We start from the raw sequence: 13,217 nt of genomic DNA, 5'->3' as shown, positions 1-13,217 counted from the left end.
AAGATTCACAGAATGTTTAAAAACTTGAATTGCTTAAGCAATTCAATGTAATATTTTCCAAACCAATTCCTTTAGCAAGTCACCGTCTTCCGTTGAGATGTTGCCAACTCCTTTTGATTTGAGGTCGGTATCTCTAATCCATGAAGCAATCATACGCAATCTAGCATTATCAAAATTACGAGCAGCAGTTTGGTACTCGCTCAAAAAATAAGGAGAAATACCGGCATACTTTGCCATTTCTGCATTACCAGTTGCCGGTGCATTGGCTACCAAAAATACTTTTGTAAAATAACTATGCAAAGCACCCAGCGTAAGAACAATTGGATTTGACTTGGGATTAGCAGCAAAATAATTTGCAATTAAATTAGCCTTATAAATATCGCGCATTGCGAGTGCCTTTTGTAATTCGAAAACATTAAACTCTTTACTGATACCAACATTATTTTCAATTTCTTTGGTAGTAATAGGTTCGCCTCCTTTTATATTTATCATGAGTTTATCTAACTCATTGCTTAGCTTGTTTAAGTCAGAACCCAAATACTCTGCAAGCATGTGGTTGGCATCGGGCGATATGGTATGGTTATGTGCTTTTAGATACTGGGTTATCCATTGTGGAATCTGCTCTTCCTTCAGCTTAGCACCTTCGTATATTTCTGCTTTTTCCTTAAAGGTTTTATATAGCTTGGTGCGTTTGTCAAGCGGCTTGCTTTTAAAAACAAATACAAGCGTGGTAGTGGGTGATGGTTTTTTTAAATAATTAATTAGCGCTTCACACTCTTCCTCTTTCTTCCACGATTTTACCTCCTGCGCTTCTTTAATAATAACTGCCATGCGCGGACTTATCATAGGCATTCTGCGCGCATTGGCAATAATGCCGGGCAAGTCAATATCTTTGCCATACATTACTATCTGATCAAAATCGCGCATGCCTTCGTCAACCAAATTTTGCTCAAGGGCATCGCTCACCACATCTATAAAATAGGGCTCATCCCCTTGTAAAAGATAAACCGGAGCAATGGAGCCTGCTTTTACTTTTTTTATTAATTCCTGTCCTGTATCGGTTGCCATATTAGTTGCCTAAAAACGCAAATGTTTTACGGTGTTTCCATTATTAATTAATTCTTTGAGCGAATCGATGCCGATGGCCAAATGATTATCTACATACTTGCCAGTAACTTTTGTATCGCTCTTGGCAGTTTTTACACCAGTCGATATCATTGGTTGATCGCTCACTAACAGCAAAGCACCGGTTGGTATCTGATTGGCAAACCCGGTTATAAAAACGGTAGCTGTTTCCATATCAATAGCCATTGCTCTAAGTTTTTGCAAATAGGCTTTAAAGGTGTTGTCATGCTCCCATACTCTGCGGTTGGTAGTATAAACGGTGCCCGTCCAATAGTCCTTTTTATGATTTCGAATGGTGGTAGATACCGCCTTTTGTAAACTAAAGGCAGGTAAGGCCGGCACTTCCGGTGGAAAATAATCGTTACTAGTTCCCTCGCCTCGTATGGCAGCTATGGGCAAAATTAAATCACCTAACTTATTTTTTCTTTTCAAACCTCCGCACTTACCTAAAAATAAGCAGGCCTTAGGGCTAACCGCACTCAGCAAATCCATAATGGTTGCTGCATTTGCGCTACCCATACCAAAGTTAATGATTGAAATTCCGTTGTATGTTGCATTAGGCATTGGCCTATCCATTCCTTTCAGCGGCACATTATTCATCTCAGCAAATTTCTGTACGTAAAGCTGGAAATTGGTAAGTAGTATATACTCGCCAAAATCCTTTAACTCGGCACCTGTATAACGAGGCAGCCAGTCACTTACAATTGCGGTTTTATTATCCATATCCTTCAATTTCTTGCAAAGGAATTAATTTTCGCTGATAAATAAGGTATTCTTTAACGCTAGTATTCTTCTGTTTAATCGCGAATAAAAAATATTTTTGCACCCCAACTATTAATTTAATTATGAAAAACATATTCAAAATTCTTGCTCTGGTTTTTATTTTACTAATCGGATTTATAATCGCTATCCCATTTATTTTTAAAGGTAAAATAGCAGATACAATAAAAACAGAGGCCAACCAAAACCTGAATGCAGTATTAAATTTTTCAGATATTGACCTTACCCTACTTACAACCTTTCCAAACCTTTCGTTGTCGGTTAAGTCCTTATCCATAACGGGCAAAAACGAATTTGAAGGAGATACATTAATATATGCAGATGATCTTACCGTAAAACTCGGCCTATGGAGTGTTTTAAAAGGAAGCAATATTTCGATCAATTCCATTTCGCTTGCCAAGCCCTTTATCAATATACTTGTATTGCCAGATGGCAAAGCTAATTATAACATTACCAAAGAAGATAGCAGTGCAGCCCCGGCAACTGAATCGGGTGCTTATAAACTCAATCTTGAAAAATATGAAATTACCGATGGCCGGATTGTTTATGATGACCAAACGCTTCCTTTCAAAATGGTGCTCGATCGGGTATTTCATCAAGGCAAGGGCGACTTTACCCAAGACCTTTTTGTGTTAAGCACAAAAAGTGAGATTGCAAAAACAAGTGCATGGTATGGTGGCATAAAATACTTATCGGGAGCAAAAGCGCTGTTAGATGCAGATCTCGATATGGATATGAAAAATTTCAAATTCACTTTTAAAGAAAACACACTTACAGTAAATGACCTGCCCTTGCATGTTGATGGTTGGTTGGCCATGCCAGGCAATGATATAGATATGGATTTAAAATGGGGTGTAAATAAGAATGAATTTAGAAGTTTCATGTCACTTATTCCGGGTGTCTATTCTGCTTCGTTCAAAGATGTTACTGCATCGGGAAAATTGGCCATGAATGGTTTTGTAAAAGGAATATATAACGACAAGCAAATGCCGGGGTATGGGCTAAACCTGAATATTGATAAGGGTAATTTTAAATACCCGGGTCTGCCTCAATCAATAAACAACATGCTGGTTGATTTGAAAATAACTAATCCGGATGGAGTAACAGACCACACCATTATTGACTTGAAAAAAATGCATCTCGAAATGGGAGGTAATCCATTGGATGCTCGTTTGTACGTAACCAACCCGGTGAGCAATGCCAATATTGATGCATTCTTAAAAGGGAAACTTAATCTGGGTAGCATAAAAAACATGATTCCTCTTGAGTCAGGCACTACTCTTAATGGATTAATTGATGCAGATCTTACAGCAAAGGGAAATTATGCATCCATTGAGCAAAAAAAATATGAGGCCTTTTATGCCGCTGGCACTATACAAATTAATGACTTTAATTATGATGATAAGGCAAGCAATACATCGGCATTTATTAAAACGATGACCATGCTTTTCAATCCAAAAATATTACACTTAATAATGTAATAGCAGGAAGCAAAAAAACAACCATACAAGCTAATGGAAGCATTGATAATGTGCTTGGCTACTATTTAAAAGATGAGTTACTAAAAGGTACTTTCAACATAGCTTCGGACTATATTAACCTAAATGAGTGGATGAGCAATTCAGAATCGTCAGCACCTGCAAACGATACCACTACGCTTAGTGTAATTGAAATTCCGCTTAACCTCGATATAACTTTAGTATCAGACATTAAGAAACTATTGTACGACAAACACAACATTACCAATGTAAAAGGCACCATCATACTGCGCAACGGAATGGCCATGATGGAAAATGTAACCATGAACATGATGGATGGCACACTCAGAATTAATGGAAATTATAATCCTCAAAATCCTAAGAAACCTGCCATTGCTATGAAGATGGAAATAATAGACTGGGACCTGTTACAAACAAGTCAGGCATTTATAACGGTAAGAAAAATTGCACCGATATTGGAAAAGTGCCTTGGCAAATTCAGTACTACACTTGATGCAAGCGGAAATCTTGACCAATACATGATGCCTGATCTTACCACCTTGTCAGCTTATGGATTATTAAAATCAAAAAATGTTAAGGTGAATAATGTTGATGCGCTGTCGAGCCTTGCAAGCCAGTTAAAAATGGATCAATACAAATCACTTTCTTTAGCCAACTTAAATTTATCTTTTGATGTTGCCAACGGGCGTATAAGTGTGAAACCATTTGAGACAAGCCTTGCCGGTACTACTGCCAAAATTCAAGGATCGTCAGGTATAGACCAGAGTTTGGATTATACCATGAATTTGGCTGTACCCTTATCAACCATGGGATCAACTGCACAGGCTGCGGCCCAAGGTGCACTTTCAAAATTAACAGGGGCAACCGGGATTAGTGTAAAACTACCCGATCCTGTACCGGTTGATGTTTTAATAAAAGGCTCTATGAGCAAACCTATTGTTACCACCAACTTTAAGAACACCGGAAAAACTGTAGTAGAAACAGTAAAGACAGAAATAAAAGATAAGGTTAAAGACCAGGTAGATGATGGCAAAGCAAAAGCGCGTGCCGAAGCTGACAAGATATTGGCTGATGCAGCTGCTAAAGTAAAGACGTTACGCGAAGCAGGATATGCGGCTGCCGAAGCAGCGCGCAAGCAAGGATATGCAGCTGCTGACAAGCTTGTTGCCGAAGCAAAAAATCCGTTAGCACAAATTGCTGCAAAAAAGCTGCTGCTGAACTTAAAAAGAAACGGATAAAAAGTTCTAAAATGAAAGAAGAAACAGATGCCAAGTGCGCTGATATCTTGAGCAAAGCCAAAGCGCAGTCAGATGCATTGCTTAAATAAAAGGAGTTGGCAGGGCAATCTTCGCGGGTAATAGGCTCAGAACAAAATTAATTTACATTTGCGCGCTTTATTATGCGCATCATCATTCAAACGTTTTTTAAGTCGCGTGTATTCCGCTACTTTGTGGCTGCAGGAGTTGCAACTGTGGTAGATATTTCGGTGTACTACATCATGTTACATTATGTACTGCAAATGCGCGTTTTTGATATTACAGACTACATTTCTGTATCATCCCCTTCCATTGCATTGTTTGTTTCTTACTCGTGTGGATTAGTAACTAATTTTGGTATTAGCAAATACTACGTATTTAAGGAATCGAGCTTACAAACAAACAAGCAATTATTCCGCTTTGTGAGTGTGGGGCTTTTAGTATTTTTTTTAAATTATAGCTTAATGAGTTTTCTTATTCACAGGCTGGAGTGGTATCCTACAGTGGCGCGTATTTTCTCGGCATTATCACTTGGTGTGGTTAGCTATATGTTTCATAAACTCTTTACATTTATGGTAAGCAAAAAACAACTTAAGCACAGACAACACCGCCAGAAAAAAAAATCAGCATAAGGTAGCACCAAACACCGATTCAAAATTTTTTCTGATAGCATGTTTTACTTCATCCATTGATACCTGCCTGCTTAACTCCTGCTGCATGGAGGTAACCTTTTTATCGGTTATACCACAAGGAACAATATTACTAAAGTAATCGAGCTTTGTATTTACATTAAGAGCAAAACCATGCATGGTTACCCAGCGCGAAAGGCGCACACCCATGGCGCAAATTTTTCGCGCGTTAGGTTTTTCGGCATCAAGCCAAACTCCGGTTAATCCGGTATAGCGCTCACTAGCAATATTAAAATCGCTTAGCGATTTAATAATTACATCTTCAAGGTAACGCATATACTGATGCACATCATGAAAAAAATCATCGAGATTTAGTATCGGGTAACCAACTAGTTGCCCCGGGCCATGATAGGTAATATCTCCTCCGCGATTAATTTTATAAAATGTTGCTCCTTGCTTGTCGAGCAACTCACTATTGGCGAGCAAGTTTTTTTCATCACCACTTTTTCCTAAAGTATATACATGTGGATGCTCGCATAAAATAAAATAGTGAGGGGTAGCATTCAGGTTGGATGATGGATCGCTTTTTTTACGCTCAATAATTGATTGCAATAATTGCTCTTGACGCTCCCAGGCAGATTTAAAATCAATCAAACCCCAATCAAGATATTGTACTTCTGGCTGCGACATTAATAAGTTATTTCGAAAAAATTAGGTGATTTATTTTTTGAATGGATTTGGAAAATGGTTCGATAACAACGCTGCGCACAAGCGGGAAAAATTAATATTAATCAACTCTTACAAGTTTTCCTTTGTTTATAATGGCCACTGCTTTACCTTTCAGTTCCTTATTAATAAAAGGCGAATTATTGCTTTTGCTCTTATTTGTTGCAGCATCAAATGTCCATTTATCCGTTGCCTGAAAGATTGTAAACACAGCTTCTTGTCCCATCTCTAATTTATTTTCGGTTAAGCTTAATATGTTCGAAGGGCCATGAGTTATTTTTTGAATAAATTTTTCAAGGGAAATAGTATCTGACAAATAGGTATTGTATAATGCAAATAAAATCTGAGTTCCAATCATTCCCGGTGATGCAAATTCAAATTCAACTTTTTTACTTTCGATATCTTGTGGGCTATGGTCGCTTACTATGGCATCTATCGTATCATCATTCACACCTTGTATAAGTGCAACAATATCACCTGTGCTGCGAAGTGGTGGATTTACTTTGTAGTTTGAATCAAATTCGGCAAGCTTACTATCATCCAAAATCAAATTATGAATACATACATCACATGTTATGCTTAATCCCCGAGCTTTAGCTTGGGCAATCATTTCCACACTCTCCTTGCATGAAACTCCGCACACATGCAGCCTACCACCGGTATAGCTAAGCAATTCTATATCGCGCTGTAGCATTAATGCTTCTGCCAGTGCTGGCGAGCCTTTGAAACCCAGTTGCATCGTATTTGCGCTCTCGTTTATACAGTTACTATGATTACTGAGCGACTTGTTCAACGGGTGATGCATTATTAAGGTTTCAATGTTTTTAGAATAGGTTAATGCAAGTTTCATCACCAAAGCATCTGTAACAGAATTTTTATAATCAGTAAAAGCTACTGCACCTCCGTGTTTCATATCAAGCATTTCGGCTAGTTCTTTTCCATCTTGCTTCATGGTTATGCTGCCGGCAGGCAGTAACGTTACGTGCTTATTGAAGCCAGCATTTATCATGAATTGGATGGTAGCCTTATTATCTGCTACAGGCAAGGTAGTTGGCATAGCAAGTATTTTACAAAAGCCTCCATGCAAAGCGGCTTCGCAAGCACTTGCAATATCTTCTTTATGTTCCATACCGGGTTCGCAACAATTTACACGCATATCAATCCACCCCGGAGAAAGATAAAGGCCATTGCCTTCGAGTTTATCGTATGTTCCTTTGGGAATTTGGTTGATGGCAGTAACTCTGTTGCCTTCAATTAAAATATCTGCAAGTTGCCCGTTATAGGGAGAATTTGAATCAATTACTTGTACTTTTTTAATCAGTAGTTTCAGGCCTTCCACAATCTTAAAATTAATATTTCGACAGCAAAAAACAGAAGCGCTGCAATGATACAATATTTCCAGAGTTTAATTCCTTCGCTTTGTTCATTTATCAGTTTGCTGATACCTGCATCTACATTTTCGAGCAACGAAATACTTTGGATGTTGTTTTTTTCTAATTGTTCAGTGAGTTCATCCGCACTATAATACTGCAGTAGCGACTCGCTCTTGTTATAATTAAAGGCAACACTTGCCACTGCCTTATCGCGTAAGATGATATCGTAATTACCTGCATGCTTGAGTTGGTCGCTAAAGAAAATGGTTAAAGCAGTAGAGCCACTTTGATGTTGTGGAATGATATCGAAGCTATTTTTCTGATTTACGATATGAAATACTTCTTCGCCACTCACTGCATTTTTATCAATCGAAACAAACTGATCGCGGCCAATAATATAGCTAGGCTCGCGGTATCTGTTAATTAACAAAGCAATTCGATACATTATAGGTGCAAAAAGTGCATGATTTACAAGGTTGCTGTTTGCACTGCTAAGTGTAGTAGTAAACACATAGGTTTGCCCGCTTCCATTTGAATACTTGGCAAGTAAGGGTATTCCATTTTGCAATTGCAAAATGGGTTCGCGCTTCGAAGTAGAGTTTTGTATCGTGGCAAAAAATCCGCTTACTATAGGCAGGTCCATATTATCAGGCACACGGTCGAAAACGGATTTAAATAACGGATTTTGCAAATCGATTTTTGAAACTTTATCGCTAATGCTTGTCCAGGATGTTAACTGATCGGCACCAAGGTTACCCAATAGCTGGTTGGTCGCATTTATATCCGAGGCTGAGTCAGGAAAAACAACGATTGTTGCACCACCATCCGAAAACTTTTTTAACTCGGCAGATAACCCCGTGGTGGGATTGACAATCCCGTTTAATATGACCACATCGCTTTTAGAGATAATATCATAATTAATTTGCGAAGCAAGCTGATTAATTATTTGGAAAGAAGAGTCGGCTTTGAAAACACTTTGAAGATAAGGAGAAGGTGCTTGATTATTAATAATAGCTACGTTAGTTTTTTCAATAATTTCAAAGCTAAAATAATAGTGATCGTCAAAGGTGATAGGAAAATCAGTAATGCCAAGGTCGCAACGTTGCAGCCCGCCAGTAGTAGAACTAAAATTTAAAATTGAAGTAACCGCCATGCCAGCAGGTATGTTTACACTTGCCAGCGAACGTTGGGTATTATTTACAAATAACTTTAGTGGAATATTTTCTAAATCCTTCTCTCCGGAGTTACGCACAACTACATGCAAATTAACCGGCTGATTAATGCGTATGAGCGGATTCTCCATCCATGCGGTATCGATATACACATTGCTAATACTTTGCGAAGGCAGATGTATAAGTGAGGTGCGTACAGCGGTATCAGCGGTAAAGTTTGTAAAGTCAAATGCTGACTTTTGAAAATCGCTGATGATATAACTGATCATACTTGCATTGCCTGCAGCATGCAAAGCTTCTTGCTGACGCAAATAAATCTCACGCAAGCTTCTCGAAGTAGTTGTAGTTTTTACCTGATCCAGTTGTTCTATAAATTCTTCGCGGCTAATCAAGCGTTGTTGTATGGCATTAAAATCATTGGTTAGCAATTGAAACTTATCGCTTGGGCGATAAGCCAACGATAAATCTTTGGCCTTGCTTACTGCCTGCTGCAATTGTGTGCCCTCCTTGCCAGCCAGGTCCATGCTGAATGAATTGTCTACAAAAACACTTACCACCCTTTCGGCACTTTGCACCATGGCATTGGTTACAGGTATGTATGGCTGCATAAATGCAAGTACCAAAGCGCTTACTGCAAGTATACGCGCAGCTAAGGTTAGTAAATGTTTGATGCGTCTGTGCGAATTGGTCTCCTCCTTTATCTCTTTCAACATTTTCACATTGGTAAAGGGAACCTTTTTAAATCTTCGAAAATTAAAAAGGTGAATAATAATTGGAATTGCAATCGCCAGCAGTGCCCAGGCAAAGCCTGGAAATAAAAAGTTTAGTGCAAGCAAAATCATATTGGGCGGCTAAAGTAGTATAAGATGTAATAAATGAAAAATAGTGTACTAACCTTGTAGGTTAGTTTTTGGTTAAGGACACCCTATAAGTAAATAGACAATTGCCGCAGAAGACTGTCACTATTGATATATATGGTGTAATCACCAACTCACCACCAATAGTTTTATTACTTCAACCGTTCGTTAATATTAAGTCGATGTTTACGTGCAGTGTCGGCAGCAATATCATATCCGGCATCTAAATGACGGATAACACCCATTGCCGGATCGTTGTGCAATACGCGCTTAAGTCTGCGTGCGGCATCATCAGTGCCATCTGCAACTATAACCATACCTGCATGTATGCTATAACCAATACCTACTCCACCACCATGATGTAACGATACCCAACTTGCTCCTCCGGCCGTATTTATTAATGCATTTAATATGGGCCAATCGGCAATAGCATCGCTGCCATCTTTCATGGCTTCGGTTTCGCGATTGGGCGATGCCACACTACCACAGTCGAGATGATCGCGGCCAATAACAATTGGTGCCTTTACTTTACCAGTGCGTACCAACTCGTTAAAAGCAAGCCCTGCTTTTTCGCGCTCACCTTGCCCTAACCAACAAATGCGTGCCGGTAAACCTTGAAATGCAATGCGTTCCTGAGCCATTTTTATCCATCGATGCAAAGACTCATTTTCAGGAAACAAGCTCAAAATGGTTTCGTCAGTTACACGAATATCATCAGGGTCTCCTGATAATGCGGCCCAACGGAAAGGACCTTTGCCTTCGCAAAATAATGGTCTTATATATGCAGGTACAAATCCGGGAAAATCAAAAGCATTTTTTAAACCCATAGCAAATGCCTGTCCTCGAAGATTATTTCCATAGTCAAAGGTAACAGCACCTTTCTTTTGAAGTTGTAACATCAACTCCACATGGGCCACCATTGTTAACTTTGAAAGCCGTATATACTCTTTTGGATTTTGCTCACGCAAAATTTTGGCTTGTTCTACACTCAAATTTTGCGGGAAATAGCCTACCAGCTCATCATGTGCAGATGTTTGGTCTGTTAATGTATCAGGAATAATGTTGCGGTCTGCCAGTCGTTGCAGTAAGTCAACAACATTGCAAACAACACCAATACTAATGGCTTTGCCCTCCTTTTTGTACTGCAATGCAGCATCAATAGCCTCATCAATGTTAAAGCCAATTTCGTCAATGTATTTTGTTTCAAGTCGTTTGCGGATGCGCCATTCTTCGACATCTGCAGCCAAACAAACTCCTTCGTTCATAGTAATGGCAAGGGGTTGAGCTCCGCCCATGCCTCCTAACCCACCAGTAACATTTAAGGTGTGATGTAACGAGCCCCCAAAGTGCTGTCGCGCTACTTCGGCATACGTTTCATACGTACCTTGAACAATGCCTTGAGAGCCAATATATATCCATGATCCGGCAGTCATCTGTCCATACATGATTAATCCTTTGGCTTCAAGTTCTCTGAAATAATCCCAATTAGCCCAATGTGGGACTAAATGAGAATTGGCAATAATTACACGTGGGGCATCCTTATGTGTTGGTAATATTCCAACCGGCTTGCCAGATTGTACTAACAACGTCTCATCTTCATTAAGATCCTTAAGCGCCTTTACTATTAATTCAAACGCTTCTTTATTACGAGCTGCTTTACCGGTACCTCCATATACTATCAAATCTTCGGGACGCTCGGCCACATCCGGGTCAAGATTGTTATAAAGCATGCGCAAAGCAGCTTCTTGTACCCATCCCTTACAGCTTAATTGGGTTCCTGTAGGAGTTTTTAATTCCTTTATATCTATCTTATTATTGGTGGTTATCATCACTAAAGATTTTTTTGCAAATATAGCGCTCAAAAACGAATTACATTTTTATAGCCTCCTAAACAATTTTATCAAGTATTTGTTTCAAAAGCTGATAGCATGATCTTTATTATGAAAGTATGGCTAACAAATTGAAACTGACATACGTATTAGTAATTATAGACTTCTTTTAATTTGCAAAACTTAATAATTTGCATATAATGAAATCAAATAATACTTTAGCCCCACTAAAAAATTGAAAACTTCTTTAAACCAATGAATAAATTTCTACTTACAGTTGTTGCATGTTTTATTTTCAGTGTTCAACTTTCTTACTCACAATGTATTCCTGACCCTAACATTACCATTCCGGGCATTTATCCTGACAGCGCTACGGGCCTTGCACCAGGTATGGTTGGCGATCCCTATAGCGAAGTAATTCAAATTCGGGTACCCTTAGATACTTCGCTTCTCGGTGTTCAAATAGTGGTTGATTCTATCACACTTTTGTCAGTGTCCAGTTTGCCGCCCGGTTTATCTTCTGCATGTAATCCTTCAACTTGCAAATTTCTTGGAGGAACCAATGGCTGTATCCTAATTGATGGCATACCTACTGCGGCAGGCAGCTATCAAATGAAGGCTGTCACAAGCACTCGTGCACATACCTTAATCGGCAGTTTTCAATTGCCAGCACAAATTGATACGATTGATTATTACATCATCAGCATAGCCGGCCCCAACAGCATAAACAACCTCAATAGCGGAAGATTTGAAATGATGCAAAATGAGCCAAATCCTTTTAACTCAATTACCAATATCACCTTCAATACACCTATTGAAAGCTCTCTTGAATTTAAAGTGTACAACTTGCTCGGCAAAGAAGTATTGCGCAAAACCATACTTACAGAGGCAGGCAAAAACATATTAAAATTGGAAGCCAACGATTTTACTCCCGGTGTATATATGTATTCGCTAAGTAATGGAGTAAGAACCTTTACCAAGCGAATGATTGTTTCTAAAAAATAATGCCTTTTAAAGTTACTATTTTAGGAAGCAACTCGGCCACACCAATCAGCAACAGACATCCAAGCGCTCAGGTTCTACAAATGAATGAGCGTTTTTTTTTGATTGATTGTGGCGAAGGCACCCAGATGCAACTCTTGCGTTACAAGATTAACTGGAACCGCATTGAGCATATTTTTATTTCACATTTACATGGCGATCATTATTTGGGCCTAATGGGCTTGATTTTTACAATGCACCTAAACGGCCGCACACGTGAATTAAATATTTTTGGGCATCCCGATCTTATGGATATAATTGACCTGCAACTGCGGGTTTCAAGCACCGAATTGCGTTTTAGCATTATTTTTCATCCATTACAATATTATAGCACCAAAGTAATATTAGAAGATACAGATGTGAGAGTGCGCACCATTATTCTCAATCATCGTATTCCTACAACCGGCTTCGTTTTTACCGAAAAGAAACACTTTCGAAATCTGGATATTGAAAAGGTAAGGGCACTAAACATTCCGATTGCTTTTTATAATAACATTAAAGCGGGCGAAGATTATATAGACGAAACGGGCGAATTAATAAAAAATGAAACCCTGACGCTTACCCCTACTCCGCCTATTAAATATGCCTATTGCAGCGATACCTGTTATGACGAATCGATTATTGATGATATAAGAGGCGCTAACTTGCTTTACCATGAATCTACTTTTATGAATGATATGGAGCAACGTGCCCGCGAAACATTTCATAGCACCGCACGCCATGCCGCCATGATTGCTTTAAAAGCGGAAGTAAAACACTTGATACTTGGACATTTTTCGTCACGCTATACGAACCTCGAACCATTGTTGCAGCAAGCACAGGAGGTTTTTCCTAATACTGATCTTGCACTTGAAGGTTTTGTTTTTAATGTATAAGAATTAACATAATTGCTTTGTCATAAATTGAATGTTGTCTTATTAAAACAATAAA

General features: G+C 38.9%; 11 protein-coding genes. 5 read left to right on the top strand and 6 right to left on the bottom strand.

The features are described 5' to 3' along the window. Positions 1–42 precede the first annotated feature (42 nt). Together holA and IPO27_15960 are read right to left on the bottom strand one after the other, a co-directional pair. Entirely contained in the window at positions 43–1,068 is a 1,026-nt protein-coding gene (gene holA, locus IPO27_15965; GenBank protein MBK8847937.1) for a DNA polymerase III subunit delta, read from the bottom strand. Between the two features lie 9 nt (positions 1,069–1,077). After that, positions 1,078–1,848 (bottom strand): AMP nucleosidase, encoded by a 771-nt coding sequence (locus IPO27_15960; GenBank protein MBK8847936.1) that lies wholly within the window; start codon positions 1,846–1,848, stop codon positions 1,078–1,080. A 122-nt stretch (positions 1,849–1,970) separates the two neighbouring features. On the opposite strand from IPO27_15960, the gene IPO27_15955 reads away from it, so the two are divergent. The 3 genes from IPO27_15955 to IPO27_15945 all read left to right on the top strand — a co-directional run bounded on the left by IPO27_15955 (position 1,971) and on the right by IPO27_15945 (position 5,292). Further along, positions 1,971–3,386, top strand: a complete 1,416-nt coding sequence (locus IPO27_15955; GenBank protein MBK8847935.1) for a hypothetical protein — start codon at positions 1,971–1,973, stop codon at positions 3,384–3,386. Between the two features lie 50 nt (positions 3,387–3,436). Beyond that, positions 3,437–4,642, top strand: a complete 1,206-nt coding sequence (locus tag IPO27_15950) for a hypothetical protein (protein MBK8847934.1) — start codon at positions 3,437–3,439, stop codon at positions 4,640–4,642. Between the two features lie 161 nt (positions 4,643–4,803). Beyond that, on the top strand, positions 4,804–5,292 hold the full coding sequence (locus IPO27_15945; GenBank protein ID MBK8847933.1) for a GtrA family protein: 489 nt from the start codon (positions 4,804–4,806) through the stop codon (positions 5,290–5,292). Here the strand turns inward: IPO27_15945 and lipB are convergent. The 4 genes from lipB to hutU all read right to left on the bottom strand — a co-directional run bounded on the left by lipB (position 5,284) and on the right by hutU (position 11,246). Then, positions 5,284–5,979: a lipoyl(octanoyl) transferase LipB gene (gene lipB / locus IPO27_15940; GenBank protein ID MBK8847932.1), complete on the bottom strand. Its 696-nt coding sequence runs from the start codon at positions 5,977–5,979 to the stop codon at positions 5,284–5,286. The genes IPO27_15945 and lipB overlap by 9 nt on opposite strands. A 97-nt stretch (positions 5,980–6,076) precedes the next feature. Next, positions 6,077–7,354, bottom strand: coding sequence for a dihydroorotase (locus tag IPO27_15935; GenBank protein ID MBK8847931.1), 1,278 nt, complete (start codon positions 7,352–7,354; stop codon positions 6,077–6,079). Beyond that, positions 7,342–9,402: a BatA domain-containing protein gene (locus tag IPO27_15930; GenBank protein ID MBK8847930.1), complete on the bottom strand. Its 2,061-nt coding sequence runs from the start codon at positions 9,400–9,402 to the stop codon at positions 7,342–7,344. The genes IPO27_15935 and IPO27_15930 overlap by 13 nt, the downstream gene beginning before the upstream one ends. A gap of 167 nt (positions 9,403–9,569) precedes the next feature. Then, positions 9,570–11,246, bottom strand: coding sequence for a urocanate hydratase (hutU, locus tag IPO27_15925; protein ID MBK8847929.1), 1,677 nt, complete (start codon positions 11,244–11,246; stop codon positions 9,570–9,572). Between the two features lie 255 nt (positions 11,247–11,501). On the opposite strand from hutU, the gene IPO27_15920 reads away from it, so the two are divergent. Both IPO27_15920 and IPO27_15915 read left to right on the top strand, forming a co-directional pair. Further along, positions 11,502–12,251, top strand: a complete 750-nt coding sequence (locus IPO27_15920) for a T9SS type A sorting domain-containing protein (protein ID MBK8847928.1) — start codon at positions 11,502–11,504, stop codon at positions 12,249–12,251. Next, positions 12,251–13,162: a ribonuclease Z gene (locus IPO27_15915; GenBank protein MBK8847927.1), complete on the top strand. Its 912-nt coding sequence runs from the start codon at positions 12,251–12,253 to the stop codon at positions 13,160–13,162. The genes IPO27_15920 and IPO27_15915 overlap by 1 nt, the downstream gene beginning before the upstream one ends. The last annotated feature ends 55 nt before the right edge of the window (positions 13,163–13,217 follow it).

The sequence above is a fragment of the Bacteroidota bacterium genome, assembly GCA_016714535.1.
Lineage (GTDB): Bacteria > Bacteroidota > Bacteroidia > AKYH767-A > OLB10 > JADKFV01.
The sequence above is the reverse complement of the archived record's forward strand: the minus strand, read 5'-3'. Positions and strand labels throughout refer to the sequence as shown.